Origin of the sequence: Mesorhizobium sp. B3-1-7, from assembly GCF_006439385.1 — a bacterium.
Lineage (GTDB): Bacteria > Pseudomonadota > Alphaproteobacteria > Rhizobiales > Rhizobiaceae > Mesorhizobium.
This window is the reverse complement of sequence record NZ_VFTL01000051.1, coordinates 1-22,852: the sequence shown is the minus strand read 5'-3', so window position 1 is coordinate 22,852 and position 22,852 is coordinate 1. Positions and strand designations below refer to the sequence as shown.

The 22,852-nt window shown below is 63.6% G+C and carries 24 protein-coding genes; 10 read left to right on the top strand and 14 right to left on the bottom strand.

The window, feature by feature from the left end:
* Positions 1-4: 4 nt before the first annotated feature.
* The 3 genes from FJ417_RS30360 to cpaB form a co-directional block, all read right to left on the bottom strand.
* The gene (locus tag FJ417_RS30360; protein ID WP_140652347.1) at positions 5-277 is read right to left on the bottom strand and encodes a hypothetical protein; all 273 of its coding nucleotides are present in this window, start codon (positions 275-277) and stop codon (positions 5-7) included.
* A gap of 4 nt (positions 278-281) precedes the next feature.
* On the bottom strand, positions 282-1,649 hold the full coding sequence (locus tag FJ417_RS30355; protein ID WP_246682997.1) for a type II and III secretion system protein family protein: 1,368 nt from the start codon (positions 1,647-1,649) through the stop codon (positions 282-284).
* Positions 1,650-1,750: 101 nt separating this feature from the next.
* The gene (gene cpaB / locus FJ417_RS30350) at positions 1,751-2,671 is read right to left on the bottom strand and encodes a Flp pilus assembly protein CpaB (RefSeq protein ID WP_140785977.1); all 921 of its coding nucleotides are present in this window, start codon (positions 2,669-2,671) and stop codon (positions 1,751-1,753) included.
* Between the two features lie 254 nt (positions 2,672-2,925).
* Between cpaB and parE the strand changes: the two genes are divergently transcribed.
* From parE to FJ417_RS30335, 3 genes are all read left to right on the top strand, one after another.
* Entirely contained in the window at positions 2,926-4,980 is a 2,055-nt protein-coding gene (gene parE, locus FJ417_RS30345; protein ID WP_140785976.1) for a DNA topoisomerase IV subunit B, read from the top strand.
* Between the two features lie 42 nt (positions 4,981-5,022).
* The gene (locus FJ417_RS30340; protein ID WP_140785975.1) at positions 5,023-7,104 is read left to right on the top strand and encodes an FUSC family protein; all 2,082 of its coding nucleotides are present in this window, start codon (positions 5,023-5,025) and stop codon (positions 7,102-7,104) included.
* An 85-nt stretch (positions 7,105-7,189) separates the two neighbouring features.
* Positions 7,190-7,627, top strand: coding sequence for a VOC family protein (locus tag FJ417_RS30335; protein ID WP_140652355.1), 438 nt, complete (start codon positions 7,190-7,192; stop codon positions 7,625-7,627).
* 14 nt (positions 7,628-7,641) lie between these two features.
* Here the strand turns inward: FJ417_RS30335 and FJ417_RS30330 are convergent, their stop codons facing one another.
* Positions 7,642-8,763 carry a DUF2336 domain-containing protein gene (locus FJ417_RS30330; protein ID WP_140652357.1) on the bottom strand — a complete coding sequence of 374 codons (1,122 nt, stop codon included), beginning with the start codon at positions 8,761-8,763 and terminating at the stop codon, positions 7,642-7,644.
* 152 nt (positions 8,764-8,915) lie between these two features.
* On the opposite strand from FJ417_RS30330, the gene FJ417_RS30325 reads away from it, so the two are divergent.
* Both FJ417_RS30325 and FJ417_RS30320 read left to right on the top strand, forming a co-directional pair.
* A complete protein-coding gene (locus FJ417_RS30325; RefSeq protein WP_140647835.1) occupies positions 8,916-9,368 on the top strand; it encodes a MaoC family dehydratase in 453 nt (150 codons plus the stop codon).
* The gene (locus FJ417_RS30320; RefSeq protein ID WP_140652359.1) at positions 9,368-10,249 is read left to right on the top strand and encodes a CoA ester lyase; all 882 of its coding nucleotides are present in this window, start codon (positions 9,368-9,370) and stop codon (positions 10,247-10,249) included. The genes FJ417_RS30325 and FJ417_RS30320 overlap by 1 nt, the downstream gene beginning before the upstream one ends.
* Before the next feature lie 104 nt (positions 10,250-10,353).
* On the opposite strand, the gene FJ417_RS30315 is transcribed toward FJ417_RS30320, so the two are convergent.
* Together FJ417_RS30315 and FJ417_RS30310 are read right to left on the bottom strand one after the other, a co-directional pair.
* Positions 10,354-11,028: an isoprenylcysteine carboxylmethyltransferase family protein gene (locus FJ417_RS30315; RefSeq protein WP_140785974.1), complete on the bottom strand. Its 675-nt coding sequence runs from the start codon at positions 11,026-11,028 to the stop codon at positions 10,354-10,356.
* 73 nt (positions 11,029-11,101) lie between these two features.
* Positions 11,102-11,686, bottom strand: coding sequence for a nitroreductase (locus FJ417_RS30310; RefSeq protein ID WP_140785973.1), 585 nt, complete (start codon positions 11,684-11,686; stop codon positions 11,102-11,104).
* 283 nt (positions 11,687-11,969) lie between these two features.
* Here FJ417_RS30310 and FJ417_RS30305 point away from each other — a divergent pair, with 283 nt between their 5' ends.
* A complete protein-coding gene (locus tag FJ417_RS30305; protein WP_140785972.1) occupies positions 11,970-12,935 on the top strand; it encodes a hypothetical protein in 966 nt (321 codons plus the stop codon).
* A 13-nt stretch (positions 12,936-12,948) separates the two neighbouring features.
* Here the strand turns inward: FJ417_RS30305 and FJ417_RS30300 are convergent, their stop codons facing one another.
* From FJ417_RS30300 to FJ417_RS33315, 7 genes are all read right to left on the bottom strand, one after another.
* Complete coding sequence (locus FJ417_RS30300; protein WP_140785971.1) at positions 12,949-13,776, bottom strand: outer membrane protein; 828 nt, start codon at positions 13,774-13,776, stop codon at positions 12,949-12,951.
* A gap of 150 nt (positions 13,777-13,926) precedes the next feature.
* Complete coding sequence (locus FJ417_RS30295) at positions 13,927-14,868, bottom strand: GNAT family N-acetyltransferase (protein ID WP_140785970.1); 942 nt, start codon at positions 14,866-14,868, stop codon at positions 13,927-13,929.
* Between the two features lie 83 nt (positions 14,869-14,951).
* Complete coding sequence (thrS, locus tag FJ417_RS30290; protein ID WP_140785969.1) at positions 14,952-16,925, bottom strand: threonine--tRNA ligase; 1,974 nt, start codon at positions 16,923-16,925, stop codon at positions 14,952-14,954.
* Positions 16,926-17,075: 150 nt separating this feature from the next.
* Positions 17,076-17,888: a class D beta-lactamase gene (blaOXA, locus tag FJ417_RS30285; RefSeq protein ID WP_140785968.1), complete on the bottom strand. Its 813-nt coding sequence runs from the start codon at positions 17,886-17,888 to the stop codon at positions 17,076-17,078.
* Between the two features lie 122 nt (positions 17,889-18,010).
* The gene (locus FJ417_RS30280) at positions 18,011-18,217 is read right to left on the bottom strand and encodes a hypothetical protein (protein ID WP_140785967.1); all 207 of its coding nucleotides are present in this window, start codon (positions 18,215-18,217) and stop codon (positions 18,011-18,013) included.
* 75 nt (positions 18,218-18,292) lie between these two features.
* Positions 18,293-18,667, bottom strand: a complete 375-nt coding sequence (gene yidD / locus FJ417_RS30275) for a membrane protein insertion efficiency factor YidD (RefSeq protein ID WP_140652374.1) — start codon at positions 18,665-18,667, stop codon at positions 18,293-18,295.
* Positions 18,668-18,728: 61 nt separating this feature from the next.
* Positions 18,729-18,887, bottom strand: coding sequence for a hypothetical protein (locus FJ417_RS33315; protein WP_181181997.1), 159 nt, complete (start codon positions 18,885-18,887; stop codon positions 18,729-18,731).
* A gap of 91 nt (positions 18,888-18,978) precedes the next feature.
* Between FJ417_RS33315 and FJ417_RS30270 the strand changes: the two genes are divergently transcribed.
* On the top strand, positions 18,979-19,884 hold the full coding sequence (locus tag FJ417_RS30270) for a LysR substrate-binding domain-containing protein (protein WP_140652376.1): 906 nt from the start codon (positions 18,979-18,981) through the stop codon (positions 19,882-19,884).
* A 9-nt stretch (positions 19,885-19,893) separates the two neighbouring features.
* On the opposite strand, the gene FJ417_RS30265 is transcribed toward FJ417_RS30270, so the two are convergent.
* Entirely contained in the window at positions 19,894-20,340 is a 447-nt protein-coding gene (locus FJ417_RS30265) for an iron-sulfur cluster assembly scaffold protein (RefSeq protein ID WP_140707979.1), read from the bottom strand.
* 236 nt (positions 20,341-20,576) lie between these two features.
* On the opposite strand from FJ417_RS30265, the gene folE reads away from it, so the two are divergent.
* The 3 genes from folE (at position 20,577) to FJ417_RS30250 (ending at position 22,755) form a co-directional block, all read left to right on the top strand.
* Positions 20,577-21,206 carry a GTP cyclohydrolase I FolE gene (folE, locus tag FJ417_RS30260; protein ID WP_140648134.1) on the top strand — a complete coding sequence of 210 codons (630 nt, stop codon included), beginning with the start codon at positions 20,577-20,579 and terminating at the stop codon, positions 21,204-21,206.
* Between the two features lie 40 nt (positions 21,207-21,246).
* Positions 21,247-21,705 (top strand): phosphoribosyl-AMP cyclohydrolase, encoded by a 459-nt coding sequence (hisI, locus tag FJ417_RS30255; RefSeq protein ID WP_140652380.1) that lies wholly within the window; start codon positions 21,247-21,249, stop codon positions 21,703-21,705.
* A gap of 84 nt (positions 21,706-21,789) precedes the next feature.
* Positions 21,790-22,755, top strand: a complete 966-nt coding sequence (locus FJ417_RS30250) for a patatin family protein (protein WP_140785966.1) — start codon at positions 21,790-21,792, stop codon at positions 22,753-22,755.
* Positions 22,756-22,852: the final 97 nt, after the last annotated feature.

Sequence of the window (22,852 nt, the reverse complement as noted above, 5' to 3'; positions counted from 1 at the left end):
CCCATCAGTCCGATGTCGTTGATGATGTCGTCGGCGCCGACCCCGAGCCGGCCTTCGCACCGACGGCGGTGCTCTCGGAACCCGGACGCTGGGCCGGCACGAGAAGCCGGGTGTTCTGCACGCCGTACTTCCACGGATCGACCATCTGCATGGCGGTGTTGGACGCCTGTGCGTTGCCGACTCCGAGCGTCACCCCTTCGGTGCGGACATAGTCGTCGCTGGTGCAGCCGCCGGCGAAACCGGCCAGGAGCAGAGCGATGCAAACGGGGATGCGCATGGCCTTAGTCCTTTGGCAGATCGAGGAAGTGGCCGGACGTGGCGGCAGCTATCGAGCGGGCGGCGCTGCCGTCCGCCAGCGTCACCGGACGCTTCGACGCCGAGGCGTCCACTTCCTCGGTGTTGTTCAGGAAATAGTCGGCGGGACTTGCCGGCTGGGTGCCGTCGGTCGGCTCGACCATCTTCTTCGAGGGATCGACCGGCTTGACCAGGTAAGGCGTGACGATGATGACCAGGTCGGTCTCACGCCGCTGATAGGATTTCGACGAAAACAGCGGACCGAGCACCGGCAGCTTGCCGATCCCCGGCACCCGCGATGTCGTGATGTCGTTCTGCGACTGCAGGAGGCCGGCGATCATGAAGCTCTGGCCGTTCTTGAGGTCGACCGATGTCCTGGCGCGGCGCACGATGAAGGCCGGAATGGAAATGCCGCTGCTGACCTGGATGGAAGCGGACGGGTCGATCGAGGACACTTCCGGCGCGATGTCGAGGCTTACCAGCCCGTCCTTCAGCACCGTCGGCGTGAAATCCAGGCCGACGCCGTACTTCTTGTAGGTGACGCTGATCTTGCCATTGTCTTCGGAAACCGGGATCGGGAACTCGCCGCCGGCAAGGAAGCTCGCCGTCTGGCCCGAACGCGCAATCAGGTTCGGCTCCGCCAGCCGCCGCGCCAGGCCGCGTTCCTCCAGCGCCTTGATGGCGATGTCGATCGAAACGCCGTTCGACAGCAGGCTGCCGATGATCTCGCCTGTTCCGGCAGCCGTCAGGTTTCCCCCATCCGGGCTCAGCACGACTTTGCGGTTGCCGATGCCATAGGCGAAATTGGCGGCGTATTTGGCGCCGAGATCCTGACCGGCCTGGCGATTGATCTCGACGAAGCGGACGTTGAGCTGCACTTGCTGCGAGGACGAGATGTTGACCGAGTTGATGATTTCCTCGTTGCCGGAAAAGCGCGACGCGATCTTGCTGGCCTTGTCGGCGGCGACCGCATCGTCGGCCTCGCCCGACAGCACGACGCGGCCGTTCGCCGAACCGACCTTGATCTTGGCGTCGGGAACGCTGGCGCGGATGGTGCTGGCCAGTTGGTCTGTATCCAGCGTCACCTCGATGTCGATGGTGCCGACAAGCTGCTTGTTCTGGTCGAACAGGGCGATACCGGTGGTGCCCAGATTGTTGCCGAGCACGTAGAAGGACTTGTCGGTCAGCGGATTGACGTTGGCGATCTCCGGATCGCCGATGACGATCTGGTAGAAGGCGGCGCTTGTCATGATCGTCTTCGGCTTGCCCTTGGCCACCTTGATCGAGGCGTTCTTGTTCGCCGAGACATAGACGACGTCATTGCCAGCCCTTGCCGGCGCGGCGACGCCAAGCATTGCCGCCGCCAGCGCTATCGCGCCGAGAAGACGCCATCCCCCGGTCGTCCGAAATGCATCAAACCCGAACATCTTGCCCCGTCCCCGCCGGTCCCCACCGGCTATTGCTGCAGTTCCTGCGGCGGTTCCCGTGAAGGAACCTTGTATTCCTCGACCTTGTCACCACGCGTCACGATCACCGTCTTTAGTTTCGGCTCGCCCTGGTCCTTCGTCATCGCATTGACGAGCGAGGCGGCGCTCGCCTGCGCGTTTGCGGCAACCGAGCCGCCGAAGGACGAGATGGTCGTAAGCCCGCCATTGCTGGCGGTTGCGTCGGCGGCCGACCGCAGCGACAACGACAGCGTGCCGACGGTGCGGGCAAGCGCCACTTTCTGCGCCCCTTCGTTGGTGACTTCGAGGGTCACGGAATTGGCGATTTGCGGCTCGGTCTTGCGCTCGTCGGCGCCCTGTCCGACCGAAAGCACCTTGGCATCGGAGACGACGATCTCGGACGTGACGGTCGACCCGGCGGCGCCCTGCGCATTCTTGGACACTTCCTGGATATCGCCAGCGTCGCGCGTCAGCACGACGTCCACGCGGTCTCCCGGCGTGATGAAGCCGCCGACCCCGGCGATCTCATCGGTGCGGATGGTGACGGCCCGCATTCCCGGCGACAGCATGTTGGAAAGGGTGGCGCGGCCATTCGGCCCCGACAGCTTGGTAAGCAGCACCGGTTCGTTGACCTCGATCGGCGACAGCACGACCCGGCTGCCGTCCGCGAGCAGCTTGTCGATCGTCGGGAAAGCACCTTGCGGCAGGGAATCCTGCGGCCACGGAATCTCGGCGAGCTGCGGCCGTCCGAGCTCCATGCCGTAGCGCAGCGGCGCGCTTGCGACCACGATGGTCTTGAACTCGACCTTGGGCTGCTGCGGCGCCATGACGGAGACGACCTTGACCTCGGGCTGAGCCTTCGCCTGGCTCTTGACCCAGAAATCCGCCGCAAAGATCGAAATCGCGCCGAACACGGCGGCGATGCCGATCATGGTAATGGCCCTGCCCCTCACAACGAAACCCCTGACGCCCGTGGTCTTTTGTTGGTTGGGCCTCACGCTAGGCGTTAATGTTAAAGAATCGGGAATACCGGGGCACGCCGACCGCCCTATTTCGGCCGGCTTGGTTATCGAATGGTTTTAGAATAAGAGACAGTTTGATCCCTGAACGGAACAGGAACTCGTTCGCCCGCGAAAAGCGTGGCAGTATCGAGACGTGATTCGCTTTACCGGACGCTAGGCCCAGCATGGACGACAGCAACGACCTCTTCGGCAAGATGGAAAAGCCGGCACAGCCGGTGCGCGCGCCGTCGCGCCCGGCCGATCCGCTCGTGCAGGCCGCGAAGCGTTCGGCCCCCGCCCGCGACGGCAGCGAGGGCTACAGCGCCGCCGACATCGAGGTGCTGGAAGGGCTGGAACCGGTGCGCCGCCGTCCGGGCATGTATATCGGCGGCACCGACGACAAGGCGATGCATCACCTGTTCGCCGAGGTCATCGACAATTCGATGGACGAAGCTGTGGCCGGTCACGCCACCTTCATCGACGTCGAGCTTTCCGCCGACGGCTTCCTGACCGTCACCGACAACGGCCGCGGCATCCCGGTCGATCCGCATCCGAAATTCAAGAAGCCGGCGCTCGAAGTCATCATGACCACGCTGCATTCGGGCGGCAAGTTCGACTCCAAGGTCTACGAGACCTCCGGCGGCCTGCATGGCGTCGGCGTTTCGGTCGTCAACGCGTTGTCCGACCATCTCGAGGTCGAGGTCGCACGCGGACGTCAGCTCTACCGCCAGCGTTTTTCGCGCGGCGTCCCGGTCAGCGGTCTTGAGCATCTCGGCGAGGTCCACAACCGCCGCGGCACGAAAACCCGCTTCCATCCCGACGAGCAGATTTTCGGCAAGGGCGCCGCCTTCGAACCGGCGCGGCTTTACCGCATGACGCGCTCGAAGGCCTATCTGTTCGGCGGCGTCGAGATCCGCTGGACCTGCGATCCGTCGCTGATCAAGGAAAAGGACCAGACGCCGGCCAAGGCGGAGTTCCATTTCCCCGGCGGCCTGAAGGACTATCTCAAGGCGACGCTCGGCGACGAATTCCAGGTCACGCGCGAGGTCTTCGCCGGCAAGAGCGACAAGCAGGGCGGCCACGCTTCGCTCGAATGGGCGGTCACCTGGTTCGGCGGCGACGGTTTCCTCAACTCCTATTGCAACACCATTCCGACCCCCGAAGGCGGCACGCATGAGGCCGGATTCCGCAACGTGCTGACGCGCGGACTGCGCGCTTACGCCGACCTCATCGGCAACAAGCGCGCCTCGATCATCACCACCGACGACGTGATGATCTCGGCCGCCGGCATGCTGTCGGTGTTCATCCGCGAGCCTGAATTCGTCGGCCAGACCAAGGACAGGCTGGCGACGATCGAGGCGATGCGCATCGTCGAGAACGCCCTTCGCGACCCGTTCGACCACTGGCTGGCAGACAATCCACAAGAAGCCTCGAAGCTTCTGGAGTGGGTCATCGCGCGCGCCGACGAACGCGTGCGGCGCCGCCAGGAAAAGGAAGTCTCGCGCAAGAGCGCGGTGCGCAAGCTGCGCCTTCCGGGCAAGCTCGCCGACTGCACGCAGAACGCCGCCGCCGGCGCCGAGATCTTCATCGTCGAGGGCGACTCGGCCGGCGGCTCGGCCAAGCAGGCGCGCGACCGCGCCAGCCAGGCGGTGCTGCCGCTGCGCGGCAAGATCCTCAACGTCGCCTCCGCCGGCAACGACAAGCTTGCTGCCAACCAGCAGATTTCCGACCTGATCCAGGCGCTCGGCTGCGGCACGCGCTCGAAATACCGCGACGAGGATCTGCGCTACGACCGCGTGATCATCATGACCGACGCCGACGTCGACGGCGCGCACATCGCTTCGCTGTTGATCACCTTCTTCTATCAGGAGATGCCGAACCTAATCCGCGGCGGCCATCTCTATATGGCCGTGCCGCCGCTCTATTCGATCCGGCAGGGCGGCAAGGTCGGCTACGCTCGCGACGACGCGCACAAGGACGAACTGCTGCGCACCGAATTCACCGGCCGCGGCAAGGTCGAGATCGGCCGCTTCAAGGGCCTCGGCGAGATGATGGCCGCGCAGCTCAAGGAGACCACGATGGATCCGAGGAAGCGCACGCTTCTAAGGGTCGACGTGATCGACGCCGAGCAGGCCACCAAGGATGCCGTCGACGCGCTGATGGGCACCAAGCCCGAGGCGCGTTTCCGCTTCATCCAGGAGCGCGCCGAATTCGCAGAGGCGGACGTGCTGGATATCTGATCGCCTGCCGGTCCATAACAGTCTCCGGCACGGAGAACCGATGTGACCTGGACGCGGTTGAAAGAGCTTGTCGAGACGCCCTTAAGCGGTTTGACGCAGCCGACCCGTTCGGATTGGATTTTTGCCCTGCGCACGGTTTCGGCCGGACTGATCGCGCTGCTTGTCGCCTACGCGCTGAAGCTCGACCATCCGCAATGGGCGATGATGACGGTGTTCATCGTCGCGCAGCCGGTCGCCGGCATGGTGCTGGCAAAGGGCTTCTACCGGCTGCTCGGCACGCTGGCCGGCGGCCTGGCGGCCGTCGGCATCACATCGCTGTTCGGCGCCAATTCCTGGCTGTTGGTGAGCGTGCTGGCGCTCTGGATCGGCGTCTGCACGCTGGTCTCGTCGCTATTGCGCAACCCGGAAGCCTATGGCGCCGCGCTTGCCGGCTATACCGCGATGATCATCAGCCTGCCGGCCCTCGGACAGCCGCATATTGTCGTCGACCTCGCCGTCGCCCGTTGCGCGGAGATCGCGCTCGGCATCGTCTGCGCCGGCGTCACCAGCCGGCTGATCCTGCCGAAACTCGCGGCCGACGCCATCATTTCCAGGTTGAAGCGCAGCATCCTCGACCTCGCCGAATATGCCGGCGGCGCCTTTTCCAACGGCGATCCGGCAAGCCTCGCCGCACTCCAACGCAAGCTGATCACCGATGCCCAGACGCTTGCCGAGATGCGCACCTATGCGCGCCTGGAAGCGCCGAGCTTCGCCACCCGCGCCCACCCGGTGCGGCGCACGATCGGTCAGCTTCTGTGGGCGCTTTCGGCGGCGCGCGCACTGCACAGCCACCGCAGGCCGAAGAACGCGGCGCTCATTCCCATGCGCAGCGAATTGAAGGCCTTCGTCGGCGAACTCGCGGCGACACCCGGCGCGCTCGACGACACCGGCCCCTGGGTGGCGCGGCTCGATGCGATCGCAAGCAAGGCCAGGGAGATGCCCGACCTGCCCAACGATGACGGCTCCAACGATACCGCCGAAGACAAGGTCGGCACCATCACCCGCCTGACCATTGCCGGCGATTTCGCCGAGGCGCTGAAGCAGGTGATGCGCGGCCTTGACGCGCTTCGCTCGCCCGTCTCGCGGAAGTCGAGCGAGCGAGCCCAGCCGGCGCTGGTCGTCCACCGCGACTACCAGGCCGCGTGGCGCAACGCCGTGCGCGCCGCGCTCGCGACGTTGCTCGTGGCGATCTTCTGGCTGACGACCAAATGGTCGGAAGCCGCCGGCACCGTCATCCTCGTCGCCGTCGTCTCCAGCCTGTTCGCGGCGCGCCCGGATCCGGTGCAGTCCGCCTGGGGTTTCTTCACCGGAACGCTGATCGCACTGCCTTTTGCCTTTCTGGTCGGCCAGGTCGCGCTGCCGGCGCTGCCGGGCTTCGGCTGGTTCACGCTCTTCGTGGTGCCGATCCTGGTGCCCGCGGCGCTCGGCATGGCAAATCCCCGCCATGTCGGCGTCGCCACCGCCTTCGCCATCAACTTCCTCGCCTTCCTCAGCCCGCATCAGCAGATGATCTACGATCCCGGGCCGTTCTTCGCCGGCTCGGCGTCGATCCTGGTCGGCATCCTGATTGCCATCGGCGTCTTCATCGTCGTGCTGCCCGCCGACCCCTGGGTCACCGTGGAGCGCATCTCGCAGGCGATGCGCGAGGATCTGGCGCGGCTTTGCCTGCATGAGCGCATACCCCGGCGCTCGGCCTTCGAAAGCCTCGCCTATGACCGGATCAACCAGTTGATGCCGCAGGTGCAGCAGACGGGCCGCAAGGGCGATCCCATTCTTGGCGGAAGCATTTCGGCCGTCACCGTCGGGCTGGAAGTGCTGCGGCTGCGCCACGCGCAACTGAACTCCGCCGTCCCGCACGAAACGGTCGAGTCCATCGGCAATTTCCTGCGCGGCCTGGCGCGCGAATTGCTGTTTAGACGGCCGGGCGAGCCGCAGACCGCGACCGTCGCGGTGGCGAGGCAATATGCGGCCAGCATCGCCCAACGCAGCGATCGGCTCGAAATGCTGCAGATCGCCGCCTCGCTGCGCATCATCGCCGCGGCGATGGAAGATTATCCGGATTTCTTTGCGAAGGGTCGCGCCTGAACAATTCGGAGCGTGCCCCGTTTCAGGTCAGACCGGTTCGGGAATGGTTCTTGTTAGGCTGGTCGAGACATCCTAGGTTGGACACATGGCGCTCAAACGGATGGACAACATAGGAATCGTCGTCGAGGACCTGGACGAGACGATTGAATTCTTCCGCGAGCTCGGTCTTGAACTCGAGGGACGGGCCATTATCGAGGGAGAATGGGCCGGACGTGTCACCGGACTCGGCGATCAGCACGTCGAGATTGCGATGATGCGCACGCCGGACGGTCATAGCCGGCTCGAGCTGTCCCGCTTCATCACACCGCCTGTCGTCGCGGATCACCGCAACGCTCCGGTGAACGCCCTGGGCTATCTCCGCGTCATGTTCGCCGTGGACGACGTCGACGAGACGCTTGAGAGACTCCGCAAGCGCGGCGCCGAGCTCGTCGGCGAAGTGGTCCAGTATAAGGACGCGTATCGGCTTTGCTACATTCGCGGGCCTGAAGGGCTTCTCATCGGCCTCGCCCAGGAACTCGGCTGAGACGTGAATATGCCCTAGGCCGCGGCGATGGCCAGCGCGTGCCCGCGCGCGTTTTCCCGCAAGGCATCGAGGTGGATAGACTTCACCAGCCCGGCAAGATCGCCCTCGGCGGGTTGGCCGCCGAGTTCCTTCAACATCAGCCAGCTCACTTCCTGTACGCCGGCGACACGCCGGCCGTTGGCGACCTCGCGCCAGATCTTAAGCGCACGCAGGATGATGGCATGCGTGGCCGGCGCAAGTCCGGCGCTGCGGAACAGCGCCTGCAGGGCCACGTCGTGCCCGCCGGCTAGAAGTGCCGTCACCCGCTGCTCGGACTGTTGGGCCAAAGCCACCAGCGTCGAGCCGAAGAAGTCCACCTTGCCATGCGCGATGGTGCGGATGATGAAGCTTGCCGTAAGGTCGCCGCGCAGCCTCAGATGCTCGATCAGCGCGGCATGTTCTTCCAGGCGCGTTCCCTCGATCAGCGTCACCGAGGCCTTCACGCAGGCGTCGCGCATCACGCGATCGGCGCGCGCCGCGCCCATCATCGCCAGCACCAGGGGTGAACCTTTCAGGGTCTCGCCGAGCTTGACCAGCAGCATGTGCCGGCAATCGGCGGGCAGGCGTTGATCGGCAATCAGCGCCTCGCGCACCAGCGGCAGGTGGCCGTGCCGCTCGGCCATGCGGCGGAAGCTCAGCGAAGCAATCTCGGCGCCGCTGTTGCCGACCAGCGCGGCGCAGGCCTCCGGTTCGCCGATCTCGGCGATCGCCGCCGCCAGCGACATCGAGACGACCGGACGGTTGGCGATCAGCTTCTGCGTCGCCTTCTGGCCGCAGGCGACGCGGTCGATCAGATCGGCATCGGTAAGCAGCGGCGAACGCGCCAGAACCAGCGCCGCGACTTCCGGCTGGTCGGCGGCCAACGCGCTGATCACCTGCGGCGGCGCGTGATGGCTCATCGACAGCGCCTCGGCGAGCGCCTGGCGCACCTTGGAGGAAGCGTCGTCCAGAAGCAGCGTGAGCGCCGCCTCGGCGGCGCAGCGATCCTCGAACGGCAGATCGGAATTGATATAGGCACGCGCCAGCGCGCTCGCGGCGGCGGCACGCTCGGAAACCCTTGCCGTATCAATCCATTTTAGAAAGTGCGAAACAACCATGCCGACCAGCTACGCCCTCGCCGGGATGTTCCCGGCCCCGTTGTCAACGGTAGGCTGGAAATGGTTTACGAACGGTTCACCATGTTTCTTAACCGGCTTGATGGAGGCGAGGCCAACGCCTATCAAGCAGGTGCATTGGAGGAGATCGAACCATGGCCGGGCTTTATCTGGAAGAGTTTGTCGTCGGCCACGTTTTCCATCACACGCTGCGCAAGACAGTGACCGAGAGCGACAACATGCTGTTTTCGGTGATGACGCTGAACCCGCAGCCCCTGCACATCGACTTCGACTTCGCCGCAAAGACCGAATGGGGCAAGCCGCTGGTGAATTCGCTGTTCACGCTCGGCCTGATGATCGGCATCTCGGTGAACGACATCACGGTCGGCACCACTGTCGCCAATCTCGGCATGAAGGAGACCGTGTTCCCGCATCCCGTCTTTCACGGCGACACCATCCGGGTCGAGACGACGGTCGTCTCCGTGCGCGAGTCCAAGTCGAAACCCGACCGCGGCATCGTCGAGTTCGAGCATCGCGCCTACAATCAAAATGCCGTTCTCGTCGCCAAATGCACAAGGCAGGCGATGATGTTGAAGAAGGCGGCCTGATGCGCTCGCTGCTTTTCGTACCCGGCGACTCCGAGCGGAAGTTGGAAAAAGGTTTTGAAGCCGGTGCCGACGTGGTCATCGTCGATCTTGAGGATTCCGTCGCCGCCGCGAACAAGGGGGCGGCACGCACGACCGCGGCCGGGTTCATTTCGAGCCAAAGACACCGGACGGGTTCCGCTATCTATGTGCGGGTCAACGACCTGTCGACCGGCCTCACCGACGCCGATCTCGCGGTACTCGTCGCCGCGAAGCCCGACGGCATCATGCTGCCCAAGTCGAACAGCGGGCGGGACGTCCAGCAGCTGGCGGCGAAGCTCCGCGTGCATGAGGCCGAAAACGGGCTGCCGGACGGTGCCATAAGAATCCTGCCGATCATCACCGAGACCGCGGCGGGCGTGCTGGCGGCGGCAAGCTATGCCGGAACGAGCGCGCGGCTCGCCGGCCTGACCTGGGGCGCCGAGGACTTGTCGGCCGCGATCGGCGCGCGCTCGACCCGCGACGAGGGCGGCCGCTACACCGACCTGTTTCGCCTGGCGCGCACCATGACCATTCTGGCGGCCGGCGCGGCCGAAGTCGCCGCTGTCGACACCGTCTTTCCGGATTTCCGCGACATGGCCGCCTTCGAGAAGGAATGCCGCGAGGCCGAGCGCGACGGCTTCACCGGCAAGATGGCGATCCATCCGGCGCAGGTGCCGGTCATCAACGCCGCCTTCACGCCATCCGCCGAAGCGGTCGGGCGGTCGCAGGCGATCGTCGACGCCTTCGCGGCGGCGGGAAACCCGGGCGTCGTCGGCATCGACGGCAAGATGTACGACCGGCCGCATCTGCGGCTGGCCGAACGGCTGCTGGCTCGCGCTAGAGCAATTCCAGGAAAAGTGTGAGCGGTTTTCTGTCCGGAATTGCGTAAAAACAAGGAGATAGAGCATTTCACCGTTTCACGGAAACGGTGAAATGCTCCAGGGCGGCAGACAGCTTCGCCTGACCGCTACCAGACCATCGGGATCAGTTTGTAGCGAACGCGCGCGGCGTAATCGTCATAGCCCCGCAGGCCGGTCCGCAAGGTCTTTTCCTCGATGAAGGTGCGGATGGCGAGCAGGACGATGAAGGCGGGGACCGATGCCAACCCCCACCAGGAACCAAGCAGCAGCGCCGTGCCGGCGAAATAGAGTATGGCGCCGGCATACATGGGGTGGCGGACATAGCCGTATGGACCGGTGGTGATCACCTTCTGCCCGCGCTCGTCCTGGATCTTCACGACAGGCGCCGCAAAGCTGTTTTCCAGCATCGTGAGATAGCAGATCCAGATGCCGACGAACAGGACCAGCACGCCGACCACCTGCACCCATACGGGAGTTGCCGACCAGCGGAAGCGGAAGTCGAGCCCCATCAGGACCAGCCAGGCGAAAATGCCGATAAGCAATATGCTCAGCACGATCTTGTCGGCCGCGGTCTGGGTCTTCTGGATCGGCGGGCGGAGGCGCTCGTTCATCAGGCCTGGATCGCGCCGGGCGAGCGCCACGCCCATGGTCAGGCTCAGTCCGACCATCACGACTATGTACACCCAGGCTCCGGTCCAGTGCAGCGTGCCGGCCGACACGAACATCAGCGCGCCCATGATGCCGAACCATACGAATGTCTGGAAAACCAATCTCGAGACCATGACCAACCTTCCGTGACGTCCCCCGCCACTATTGGTCGCCCGCCGAGCCGTTCTGCGAAAATCCCAAAAGATCCTAACCGGCCCAGGGACCGGCGTAATCGGCATAAAGCTTCGCCGGATCGGGCCGTGGCCGCTCCGGCGCAGGCCCCTGATACGACCCGATATGGACGAAGCCAATGACGCGCTCCTGCGGCGACAGTCCGAGGATCGCCCTGCCCTCGGCTACATCGGAATACCAGTTGCTGATCATGTTGGTGCCATAGCCCAGCGCGTTGGCCGCGATCATCAGGTTCATGGCCGCCATGCCGCCCGACAGGAACATCTCCCATTGGGGGATCTTCGGGTTCTCCTTCGGCACCGACACGACGCCGATCACCAGAGGCGCGCGCGAGAAGCGCGCCAGTTCCTGGTTGCGCCGGCCTTCCGGCAATGGCCCCTCGCGCTGCTCGGCAAGCGCCGCCAGCTTCCTGCCGATCTCGACCCGCGCCTCGCCGCGATAGAGGATGAAACGCCAGGGCTCGAGCCTGCCATGGTCGGGCACGCGCGAGGCCGCCGCGATCATCGTCGCGATCTCGGCATCGCTCGGCGCCGGCTCCTTGAGGTCGGGGATCGGCGCGGAATTGCGGGTGAGCAGGAAGTCGATGATCGGCGACGCCATGGGCGCAAGTCTCCTAAGCATTCAATAGCATTCAATTTTGAGCTGAAGCACGCCATCGGGAGGTCGGGCGGCTCGGGCGGTGGCGTTTTGCGCCGGATAAGAAGCTGCCGCGCCGGGCGACGCGCTTCTAGAGCATGATGCCGAAAAGTGTGAAGCGGTTTTCGGACGACATCATGCTCTACTTCTTTGACTTAGAGCCGGATTCAGATTTCAGGTCAATTCGACCTGAAATCATCCGGCTCTAGGCCTTGAAATTGCCACCGCCTTGGGCTTCAACGCAAGCATGTTTGAGGGGTATCTGCGCCTTTTCGTGATCGCACTGGTCGCTGCGTTGTTCGCGGTGCCGGTTTCCTTCGCGCTCGCCCAGAACGCCAATGATGTCGGCGACATCAAACTTCCAGGCATTTCGAGCTATGCGACGCCAAAGACCGGGGCGCCGCTGGCGCTCGGCAATGGCGGCGCCATCACCCTGTCGGCGCAGTTGACCGACAAGGGCGCCGACATCACTCGCGGCATCGTCTGGCGGGTCTTCAAGCCGGAACCCGCCAGCGACGGCAAGCTGCCGATGGTGGCGTCCGCGCATGGCGGCACGGCCGTGTTCCAGCTCGACCCGGGGAGCTATCTCGTCCATGCCTCCTACGGACGCGCCGGCGCCACCAAGCGCATTACCGTCGGCAAGGAGGCCCGGCGCGAAAGCCTTGTGCTCGATGCCGGCGGCCTGAAGCTCGACGCGGTGACATCGGGCGGCGCGCCCATCCCGTCGAAGAAACTGCGCTTTTCGATCTATGAAGGCGCGGCCGCGGCCAACGGCGACCGGGCGCTGATCGCCCCCGACGTCGCGCCGAACACCGTGGTGCGGCTGAATGCCGGCACCTACCATGTCGTCTCCACCTATGGCGCGGTCAACGCCGTGATCCGCTCCGATATCCGCGTCGAGGCCGGCAAGCTGACGGAGGCGACCGTCGAGCACCGCGCCGCCGAGATGACGATGAAGCTGGTGCGTGAGCCCGGCGGCGAAGCCATCGCCGACACGTCCTGGTCGCTGCTCAACGAAAGCGGCGATCCGATCAAGGAAGCGGTCGGCGCCTTCGCCTCGATGGTGCTGGCCGAAGGCCAGTACACCATCATCGCCAAGAACCGCGACCGCATCTACCAGAAGGACTTCACGGTCGTTGCCGGCCAGAATCAGGAAATCGAGGTGGTGGCCAATGAGCAGTCCGCTATCGATCCGGAGGAAGGCGCGGACTGACCGGGTCCGGCTCTCAGTTGAAGTGGTAGTTCAGGCCGATGCGAACGGTCTGCTCGTGGAACTTGGCCGACACTTTGAAATCCACCGGAGCAGTCGCGGGAGCTGTAAAAGACCGACGCCTGAGATCAACATAGAGGTACTCGGCTTTGACGCTCCAGTTGGGCGCCAGCATCGTCTCGACGCCCGCTCCCAACGCCCAGCCCAACCGGGTGCTGTCGGACGAACTGTTTACGCAAATATCAACTTCGGAGCAGGGATTCTGCGCGGGTATGGAAGGCAAATTGACCGTGCTGAAGCCAATATTGGTCTTGCCGTAGGCCAAACCGCCAGTCGCGTAGACCAGCCATTGCGGATCGACGAGATAGCCGGCGCGGGCGCGCACGGTGCCATACCAGTCAACTTTCTTGCTGACGGTCGTATCTGTCTGGTCAAAAGACTGGGGGCTCCTTAGTTGCGTCTCCGAGCCCTTTATCCCCGACGCCTGAATATCCGCCTCGATGCCGACGACCCAGTTGGAAGGCAACTGCCAGTTATAGCCAACCTGGCCCCCACCAACGACGCCGCGCGCGGAGGGTGACATCGACGTTGGAAACGCACCGGCCTCGTTAAGAGCGTCTACAATCGCCTGAATGTCTTCAATAGGAAAATCAGGCGGTGCGTGTTCAGGCCCTGGTTTCAACAATAAACCCAAGTCGCCCGAATCCCAGCCATAGCCGATATTGGCGCCGATATAGGCGCCACTCCAAGAGGGGGCCGCATCGCCGGCCATTGCGGAGTTGATGCCAACTCCTGCGGCACCCAGGGCCAATCCCGTCAATACAATAGTGTTGGCGATATTCATCGGCTCAGCTCCCACCCAGCCTTTGATAGCAAATCGCGCAACTTGTGACTGCGGCTATTGAGCCACAGTATGAATATCTATAAATTACTAAAGCAACAGCTAAAATAAGGCTATCAAGGGTGACTATGTCGCCAAGACGAAGCTTGTCCGTCAGGCGGCCTTGCGCATCCGCTTCGGCAGGAACGGTACACGTCCGCGTTGCGCAACCGGGATCGCCAGGTCGAAGACCGCGCGGTAGAGACGATCGAGCAGCGCCTTGCGCTCGCGCAGCGGTTCGAGGTCGTTCCATCTCAGCACGTCGCCTACCCGCACCTCGATTGTCCTGCCTGACAGGCGGGCGAATTCGCGGATGAGCAGGGAAAGACGCAGCGTCAACGATGCCTTGCCGATGAACTTGGCCACGCGGTTGTCGCGCTCGGCCATGTTCATCGGACCGCTGACGAGGTGGAACAGACGCCCGTTCTGGCCGGAAAAGTGCATCGGGATGACCGAGGCTTTGGCTTCCTGAACCAGCTTGGCCGGAAACATCTTCCATGGCAGGTCGATGGCGCGGCCGAAGACCTTGGGCGCCGTGGCGACACCGCCAGCGGGGAAGATCACGATGGTGACACCTTCCTTCAACAGCCTCACGGCCTCATGGCGCACCGCCATATTGTTCTTCAGCGCTTCCTTTGTCTCGGAAAAATCGATCGGCAGCGAATAGGGCTCCATCTCGCGGATCCTGAGCAGGTCCTTATGGATCATGACCCGGAACGGGCGGCCCAACTGCTCGACAAGCGAAAGCACGGCAATGCCGTCGCCGATGCCGAAGGGGTGGTTGGCGACGATGACCAGCGGCGTATCGGGCAGCGCCGCCGGCGGCCATTGCACGGCGTTGCGGACCTTGACGTCGATCAGCTCCAGCATGCGGGTGAACACGCGGTCGCCGGTGGGAACCACCTGGCGGCGCCAGAAGTCGTAGAGCACGGCAAAGCGGTCGCGACCCGATAGGCCCTCGACGGAATGGATGAACCAGCGCGTCAGCACCGGTTGATGCGGGTTGGCGTAGGAGAGCTCGGGAAAACGTCTTTCCCGCAGTTTCAACTTGAGCATGGCGGCTCGTTACAAGGCTGGCGTGACAGGCATATGAAAATGGCGGTGGAGACGCCACCGCCATTCTAGGAAGTGCTGGTAGATCAGGCTGCGCGACGCTTGCGGTCGGGCGAGACCGCCTCGTTGGAAAGCTGCTTCACCGCTTCGTCGAGCTTCAGCGATTCCTGGTCGCGGGAGCCCAGCCGGCGGACATTGACGGTTTCCTCTTCCGCCTCGCGCTTGCCGCAGACGAGGATGACCGGGACCTTGGCCAGGGAATGCTCGCGCACCTTGTAGTTGATCTTCTCGTTGCGCAGGTCGGCTTCGGCCAACAGCCCCGCCGCCTTCAGCCGTTCGACGACCTTGATGGCGTATTGGTCCGCATCCGAGGTGATTGTCGCCACCACCACCTGCAGCGGCGCGAACCACAGCGGGAAATGGCCGGAATAGTTCTCGATCAGGATGCCGAGGAACCGCTCCATCGAGCCGCAGACCGCGCGATGCACCATCACCGGCTGCTTCTTCTCCGAGTCCGAGCCGATATAGAAGGCGCCGAAGCGCTCCGGCAGGTTGAAGTCGACCTGCGTGGTGCCGCATTGCCATTCGCGGCCGATGGCGTCCTTCAGCACATATTCGAACTTCGGACCGTAGAACGCGCCCTCGCCCGGATTGATTGAGGTCTTGATGCGGTTGCCGGAGCGCGCGCGGATCGTCTCCAGCACGTTGCTCATGATCGCCTCGGCATGATCCCAGGCCTCGTCGGTGCCGACGCGCTTGTCCGGCCGGGTCGACAGCTTCACGCTGACCTCGTCGAAGCCGAAATCGGCATAGGTCGACAGGATCAGGTCGTTGATGCGCAGGCATTCGGCCGCGAGCTGCTCCTCGGTGCAGAAGATATGCGCGTCGTCCTGCGTGAAGCCGCGTACGCGCATCAGCCCGTGCAGCGCGCCCGACGGCTCGTAGCGATGCACATTGCCGAACTCCGCAAGCTTGACGGGCAGTTCGCGGTAGGACTTCAACCCGTGCTTGAAGATCTGCACGTGACCGGGACAGTTCATCGGCTTCAGCGCGAAGACGCGGTCGTCGTCGGTGTCGTCGCCGGCGACAGTCACCTTGAACATCGCATCGCGATACCAGCCCCAGTGGCCCGACGTCTCCCACAGGCTCTTGTCCAGCACCTGCGGCGCGTTGACCTCCTGATAGCCGTGCTCGTCGAGGCGGCGGCGCATGTAGTTGATCAGGTTCTGCACCATCTTCCAGCCCTTGGCGTGCCAGAAGACGACGCCCGGCCCCTCTTCCTGGAAATGGAACAGGTCCATCTCGCGGCCGAGCTTGCGATGATCGCGCTTCTCCGCCTCTTCCAGCAGCGTCTGGTAGGCCTCGAGCTGCGCCTGGTCGGCAAAGGCTGTGCCGTAGATGCGCGTCAGCATCGGATTGTTCGAGTCACCGCGCCAATAGGCGCCCGCCACCTTCATCAGCTTGAAGGCATTGCCGATCTGCCCGGTCGAGGCCATGTGCGGACCGCGGCACAAGTCGAACCAGTCGCCCTGGGCGTAGATCTTGAGGTCCTGGTCTTCCGGAATGGCGTCGATCAGCTCGAGCTTGTAGCGCTCGCCCTTCTCGGCGAAGACCTTCTTCGCCTTCTCGCGCGACCACACTTCCTTGGTGAACGGTTTGTTGCGCGCGATGATCTCGCGCATCTTCTTCTCGATCACCGGGAAATCGTCCGGCGTGAACGGCTCGTTGCGCGCGAAGTCGTAATAGAACCCGTTCTCGATCACCGGCCCGATTGTTACCTGCGTTCCCGGCCACAGCTCCTGCACGGCCTCTGCCAGCACATGCGCGGCGTCGTGGCGGATGAGTTCCAGCGCGCGCGGATCCTCGCGGGTGATGATCTCGACCTTGCCGGACGTGCCAAGCGGATCGGAAAGATCGCGAACGGTGCCGTCGAGACTGTAGGCGACAGCCTTCTTGGCCAGCGACTTGGAGATCGATTCGGCAAGACCCGCGCCGGTCAGCGCCGCGTCGTACTCGCGGATGGAACCATCGGGAAATGTCAGGGAAACGGAATTCGGCATCAGGGTTCTCCTATCCAGTCCCGCAAACGAGCGCGGGTGGTAAAATGCATGCCGCAGGATGCGTTGCGGCATGCAGAGGGTTAGCCGGAGGCGTCCGGCAGCGGCAGTCTTTTATGAGGAGTTTCCGCCGCCGTAAAGCCGCAAGCCGTTCTATTTGATAAGGCCGGGCAAATCCTTCAGGAACGCCGCCCGCGTCGCGAGGCCTTTCGGCTTATCGGTCCGTTTGGCATCGACGACCAGCCGGGCAAAGACGATGCGGCGGCCATTCTTCTCCGCCCAGCCGACGAACCAGCCGAGCGAGCGCTTGCCGTCCTGGCCGAGCCTTGTGCTGCCGGTCTTGCCTTGCACGGTCCAATTCCCTGCCGCGAAGATCGGCAGGATCGCCTTGGTCATCTCATGCGCCTTCGCCGACACCGGCATCTTGCCTGCGAGCAGCTGGCGCAGGAACGCCGTCTGCTCGACCGGCGATATCTCGAGCGAGGAATTTATCCAGGATTGCGTCAGCCCGTTGTCCTTGCCCGCATCGCCCGAGACGTCCTCGTTGCCATAACCGAATTTCGACAGATAGAAGGCGAACTTCTCGGCGCCGAGACGCCGCGTGATCTCGCGCGAGTACCAGACGATGGAGTCGCGCTCCCAGATCGTCGGGTCGACGGTCTTTTGGTCACGCTTCGCCGCCTTGAATTCCGGCTTGTAATCCCAGCTCGGCGTGTGCTGATCGCTCAGAATGCCGGAATCGTAGCCGATCAGCGCGAGCGGCACCTTGAACGTCGAGGCCGGACTGACGCGGTGGTCGCAGACGCCGTCCTGGTAAAGCGTTTCGCCGCTCCGTGAATCCTGGATCAGCGTGCAGCGGATATCGTCGAGCGGCGCCGATTGCGCCCGCACCGGCAAGCCCAGCATCCAGGCCAGAAGGAAGAGGACGATGGCGAAAATGAAAGGATAGCGGTCCATCTGGCGCATGGCGAAGTCACTCCGGAATGAGATTGCGGGAGCGGCTTAGCGAGGCGACTTGTCTCGATTTTGTCTCAAATTCGCAGTGTTCGTGCAGCTTCGCGTTAACCCTACCGGGCGGTAAACAAAGCTTAGACGATGACAGGCCTGCGAACTGTCTTGCCCGGCTGCGGGTCGGCCTTCAAAGCGCCATTTGGCTCAGCGGCAGGGCCGGCCGGATTTTCATTCACGGCTTTCGGCATATCGCGTGGCTGCGGCATCAGCCCGAGGAATTCAGGCCGCAGCCCATCACCCCGCTTGGCGGCATGGGCGTGAATGGCCAGGAACAGCGACATCATGGGGAAACCTCGCATCTTGGAGGGCTCCAGTGTCGCTTCGGCCAGCGGGTGCCGCCACCCGTTTCGGGACAAGCCTCAGCTATTGGCTTCGCCGCGTTTCTTACCGATCCGCCAGTAGCGCCAGGGCATGAACCAGACATAGCGCTGGGCAAGCGTCTCCGGCACGCGGTCGATGCCGTGCGTTCCGAACGGACCGCAGCGCAGGACCCGGAACAGGCCCATCCAGCCACCGGCCCAAAGGCCATGGCGAGCTATCGCCTCATGCGCATATTCGGAGCAGGTCGGCAGGTGCCGGCAGCTGTTGCCGACGAAGCCCGAGAGCGTCAGTTGATAGAGGCGCACGAGCGACGTGCCCAGGATGCGCCCAGGCGTCTTGCGCCATGGCCCCGGCCAGTTGCGCCCGCTCTGCACCGGCCGGACGCCATGCGTATGCCCGGAATGGTCGCCCATTTCTCCGCAGCCTGTTTCACTGCGCGATAGATGTGGGCTCCGGCGCTGAAACGCAATGCCCTCATGGCCTGGAGCGCCGGACGGGATGGCTGCCGGTCCATGGGCGATGGTGAGAGGGAAGATCGCGACAGTTATGGTGGCCGCCGCGCACGACTTCGCCGTGCCATTGGAAGGTCGCTATCCGTATCACGTCGCTGAAAATGGCCAGGAACTCGTTCATGGCAGATCTCCTTCGAAACGGATTAGACTGCTGCTGGTCTTCCTGCTCAAACGAGTATAATTTCCGCTTTGAATAACTTGAGGTTATGCGAATGAAGCGAGGACGGCTGCCGCTGACGGCGCTCAGGAGTTTTGAGACGGCCGGCCGGCATTTGAGCTTCAGCCGGGCGGCCGAGGAGCTTTATGTCTCGCAGGCCGCGATCAGCCGTCAGATCCGCGAGCTCGAGACCTTCCTTGGGAGACCGCTGTTTCTGCGCCTCCATCGCCGCGTCGAACTGACCGATGCGGGACAAAGGCTGCTCGACCGATTGGTCAGGAGCTTCGACGACATCGACCGGGTGCTTTCGGAGCTTACGGCCTCACCGGCGCAAGCCGTCGTCCGTGTAAGCGTCGAACCGTCGCTTGCCGCCGTATGGCTGGTGCCGCGGCTCAATCGCTTCCGCCAATTACGGCCCGATATCGATGTGTCCCTCGAAGTCGATCCACGGCCGATCGAGTTCCGCAGCGATCAGCCCGAACTCGCCTTGCGTTTCAGCGCGCACGCCACGTCATGGCCGCGCAGCGAGGCCGAGCGCCTGGTCTCGACCGTCGATTCACCGGTTCTGTCGCCGGGGTTGTTGGCATCCGGCCCTCCCTTGGAGAAACCGATCGACCTTCGCCATTACACGCTGCTGCATGAGGAAAACCGCCAGGGTTGGGCGCGCTGGTTCCAGGCAGCCGGCGTGCCCGCCGATGCGGTACCCGCGCGTGGCCCCATGCTGGCCGACATCTCGCTGTCGAAACAGGCTGCGCTGCTCGGCCATGGCGTGGCGCTTGGCGATCTCCTCCAGGTCGGGGAAGAACTCGCGTCAGGCACTTTGATCAAGCCGTTCGGTATCGATGTCGCTTCCGGCGCCTACTGGCTGGTGGCCAGGAACCTGCGGAATCTGCCGGAGCCCGCCAAGGCTTTTGCCGACTGGATCCGAAACGAGTTCGCTGTGAACCGAAGAACTGCCTAAGTCCTATCCTTAGGCCGCCTGTCCGGCGCGCTTCTTCTCGATCTGGCCGATCGCATCGACCACCGCGTCGAAGGTCAGCATGGTCGAGGCATGGCGCGCCTTGTAGTCGCGCACCGGCTCCAGATATTTGAGGTCGGCGAAACGGCCATCGGGCGGTGCGCCGTTCTCCTTGAGCATCTTCAGCATGGTTTCGCGCACGGCGCGCAATTCGTCGGCGCGGGCGCCGACCACATGCTGGGCCATGATAGACGACGAGGCCTGGCCGAGCGCGCAGGCCTTCACGTCATGGGCGAAATCGGTCACCACGTCGCCATCCATCTTGAGGTCGACGGTGACCGTCGAGCCGCACAATTTCGAATGCGCCCTGGCCGTCGCGTCGGCATCGTCGAGCCGGCCGATCCGCCCTATGTTCCCGGCGAAACCGAGAATTTTCGCATTGTAGACGTCGTCGATCATATTTTTCCAATCCGTCGCCGCCGAGCGAACAGGCTTTGCCGCTCTCGCGTCTTCCTTTCGCGCCGCCAGAACCATATATAATAACCGCAGTCGGGCATCGACAAGGCGACGACAAGCCGTTGTCCCTGCCCATATGTTCACGCCGCTTGCGGGATGGAAATGGGCGATTTTCACCCAAAAGGTCGTGGTCCGTTCAACTCGTCCCACCTTTGAGTGGGACTACGGGAGACGCCTTTATGGATGCCGTCATCAAGAAAATCATGCCCCCGTCCGAATATCTGGACAAGCCTGTCACCGATCGTCCGAGCGAGGCTGAGGTCGAAGCCGCCGTGCGTACGCTTTTGCGTTGGACCGGCGACAATCCGGACCGCGAAGGCCTGATCGACACGCCAAAGCGTGTCACCAAAGCCTTCCGCGAAATGTTCAACGGCTATGACATGTGCCCGGCCGACGAGCTTGGCCGCACCTTCGAGGAAGTCGCCGGCTATGACGATCTCGTCATTGTCAGGGACATAAAGTTCCATTCGCATTGCGAGCACCACATGGTGCCGATCATCGGCAAGGCGCATGTCGGCTATCTGCCGGACGGCAAGGTCGTAGGCCTGTCGAAGATCGCGCGCGTCGTCGACATCTTCGCGCATCGCCTGCAGACCCAGGAAGCGATGACGGCGCAGATCGCCGGCGTCATCCAGGATGTTCTCAACCCGCGTGGCGTCGCCGTCATGCTCGAAGCCGAGCATATGTGCATGGCCATGCGCGGCATCCGCAAGCAGGGCTCGACCACGTTGACCTCGACCTTCACCGGCGTCTTCAAGGATACGCCCGAGGAGCAGGTCCGCTTCGTCACCATGGTGCGCGCCGGCTGATTTGCCGGCCGTCGCCTGCCCGAACATACAAGGACCGGCGATGTCGGCAGTCGAATTCCCAAAAGCTCCATCAGACAAGAAAGCGCTGGAGGAAGGCACCGTTCTTTCTCCGCGCTTCGATGCCGCGGGCCTCGTCACCGTCGTCGTCACCGATGCCGGCGACGGCATGCTCTTGATGGTCGCGCATATGAACGCCGAAGCGCTGGCGCTGACGCTCGAGACCGGGGTCGCCCACTACTGGTCGCGCTCACGCAACGCGCTGTGGAAGAAGGGCGAGACCTCGGGCAATTTCCAGCACGTCGTCGAGATGCGCACGGATTGTGACCAGGACGCGATATGGTTGCGTGTCAAAGTGTTGGGCCACGACGCAACCTGTCACACCGGCAGACGTTCCTGCTTTTATCGGACGGTGGGGCTGAACGACGGCAAGACGACGCTTGTCGACGACGGCAGCAGACCGCTGTTCGATGCGGACCATAGGTATCGGAAGCCGGTGTGAACCATTCAATATTCACAAACCACTCATATTCACTATTCTCAAATATCCTTGCGGTAGAAGGGATATGGGACAAGGGAGATCGTGATGCTCGAATGGGCGTCATTGCGCAGCAGATCTGACGTTCGGGAGGCCAACGGCCCCGCATCGTCCGGCGGCGCGTCTAACCCGAAGCCAGACAGGAAAGCCGGTATCTCGCTGGCGCTCGGCGGCGGATGCGCCCGCGGCTGGGCCCATATCGGCGTGCTGCGCGCGCTTGACGAGGCCGGCATCGAAGTATCGATGATCGCCGGCACCTCGATCGGCGCGCTGGTAGGCGGCTGCTACCTTGCCGGCAAGCTCGACGAACTGGAAGAATTCGCCAGAAGCCTGACCAAGCGGCGCATTTTCGGCCTTCTCGATCTCAATCTTCGCGGCAGCGGCCTGTTCGGCGGCATGAGGCTCGATCAGCGCCTGCGCGAGCACCTCGCCGGCGCCCGTTTCGAGGACTTGTCGAAACCTTTCGTCGCCGTCGCGTCTGAAATCCGCACCGGCCATGAGATATGGCTGTCGAGCGGCTCGCTCGTCACCGCCATGCGCGCCTCCTATGCGCTGCCGGGCGTCTTCGAGCCGGTGGCCTGCAACGGCCGTATGCTGGTCGACGGCGCGCTGGTCAATCCGGTGCCGGTCTCGGTCTGCCGCGCCTATGAGCAGCCGCTCGTCGTGGCCGTCAACCTGCATTACGACCTGTTCGGCCGCGCCGCCGTCATCAAGCACAGCGCCGGCGAACTGCTTGTCGAGAACGACGCGCCGCGCCCCGGCCAGGTCAATCCCCAATCACACCAGACCCGCCTTGGTATCACTGGCGTCATGGTAGAGGCCTTCAACATCATCCAGGACCGGATTTCGCGCGCCAGGCTCGCCGGCGATCCGCCGGATATGTCGCTGCAGCCCAAGCTCAGCCATATCGGCCTGACGGAATTCCATCGCGCCGACGAAGCGATCAGCCTCGGCTACCAGGCGACGAAGTCCCAGATCAACGAACTGACCCGGTTGCAGACCGTTCTGGTCTGAATTTCCCCCTGTTGCGTCGTTAATGCATGTCGCGCAAAAGTGTGCAGCGGTTTTGCGATAACGACATGCATGAAAACAAAGGCTTAAAGCGCGTCGC

What these genes read in the sequence shown, in the direction of transcription:
- FJ417_RS30325 (WP_140647835.1), top strand. Translation starts at nt 8,916, where the DNA reads ATGGCCGGGCTTTATCTGGAAGAGTTTGTCGTCGGCCACGTTTTCCAT.
- thrS (WP_140785969.1), bottom strand. Translation starts at nt 16,925, where the DNA reads ATGCCGAATTCCGTTTCCCTGACATTTCCCGATGGTTCCATCCGCGAG.
- FJ417_RS30335 (WP_140652355.1), top strand. Translation starts at nt 7,190, where the DNA reads ATGGCGCTCAAACGGATGGACAACATAGGAATCGTCGTCGAGGACCTG.
- cpaB (WP_140785977.1), bottom strand. Translation starts at nt 2,671, where the DNA reads ATGATCGGCATCGCCGCCGTGTTCGGCGCGATTTCGATCTTTGCGGCG.
- FJ417_RS30355 (WP_246682997.1), bottom strand. Translation starts at nt 1,649, where the DNA reads ATGCTTGGCGTCGCCGCGCCGGCAAGGGCTGGCAATGACGTCGTCTAT.
- FJ417_RS30295 (WP_140785970.1), bottom strand. Translation starts at nt 14,868, where the DNA reads ATGCTCAAGTTGAAACTGCGGGAAAGACGTTTTCCCGAGCTCTCCTAC.
- FJ417_RS33315 (WP_181181997.1), bottom strand. Translation starts at nt 18,887, where the DNA reads ATGAACGAGTTCCTGGCCATTTTCAGCGACGTGATACGGATAGCGACC.
- FJ417_RS30315 (WP_140785974.1), bottom strand. Translation starts at nt 11,028, where the DNA reads ATGGTCTCGAGATTGGTTTTCCAGACATTCGTATGGTTCGGCATCATG.
- FJ417_RS30310 (WP_140785973.1), bottom strand. Translation starts at nt 11,686, where the DNA reads ATGGCGTCGCCGATCATCGACTTCCTGCTCACCCGCAATTCCGCGCCG.
- FJ417_RS30250 (WP_140785966.1), top strand. Translation starts at nt 21,790, where the DNA reads ATGCTCGAATGGGCGTCATTGCGCAGCAGATCTGACGTTCGGGAGGCC.
- FJ417_RS30265 (WP_140707979.1), bottom strand. Translation starts at nt 20,340, where the DNA reads ATGATCGACGACGTCTACAATGCGAAAATTCTCGGTTTCGCCGGGAAC.
- yidD (WP_140652374.1), bottom strand. Translation starts at nt 18,667, where the DNA reads ATGGGCGACCATTCCGGGCATACGCATGGCGTCCGGCCGGTGCAGAGC.
- FJ417_RS30270 (WP_140652376.1), top strand. Translation starts at nt 18,979, where the DNA reads ATGAAGCGAGGACGGCTGCCGCTGACGGCGCTCAGGAGTTTTGAGACG.
- FJ417_RS30320 (WP_140652359.1), top strand. Translation starts at nt 9,368, where the DNA reads ATGCGCTCGCTGCTTTTCGTACCCGGCGACTCCGAGCGGAAGTTGGAA.
- FJ417_RS30300 (WP_140785971.1), bottom strand. Translation starts at nt 13,776, where the DNA reads ATGAATATCGCCAACACTATTGTATTGACGGGATTGGCCCTGGGTGCC.
- FJ417_RS30280 (WP_140785967.1), bottom strand. Translation starts at nt 18,217, where the DNA reads ATGATGTCGCTGTTCCTGGCCATTCACGCCCATGCCGCCAAGCGGGGT.
- blaOXA (WP_140785968.1), bottom strand. Translation starts at nt 17,888, where the DNA reads ATGCGCCAGATGGACCGCTATCCTTTCATTTTCGCCATCGTCCTCTTC.
- FJ417_RS30330 (WP_140652357.1), bottom strand. Translation starts at nt 8,763, where the DNA reads ATGGTTGTTTCGCACTTTCTAAAATGGATTGATACGGCAAGGGTTTCC.
- FJ417_RS30305 (WP_140785972.1), top strand. Translation starts at nt 11,970, where the DNA reads ATGTTTGAGGGGTATCTGCGCCTTTTCGTGATCGCACTGGTCGCTGCG.
- FJ417_RS30360 (WP_140652347.1), bottom strand. Translation starts at nt 277, where the DNA reads ATGCGCATCCCCGTTTGCATCGCTCTGCTCCTGGCCGGTTTCGCCGGC.
- folE (WP_140648134.1), top strand. Translation starts at nt 20,577, where the DNA reads ATGGATGCCGTCATCAAGAAAATCATGCCCCCGTCCGAATATCTGGAC.
- parE (WP_140785976.1), top strand. Translation starts at nt 2,926, where the DNA reads ATGGACGACAGCAACGACCTCTTCGGCAAGATGGAAAAGCCGGCACAG.
- hisI (WP_140652380.1), top strand. Translation starts at nt 21,247, where the DNA reads ATGTCGGCAGTCGAATTCCCAAAAGCTCCATCAGACAAGAAAGCGCTG.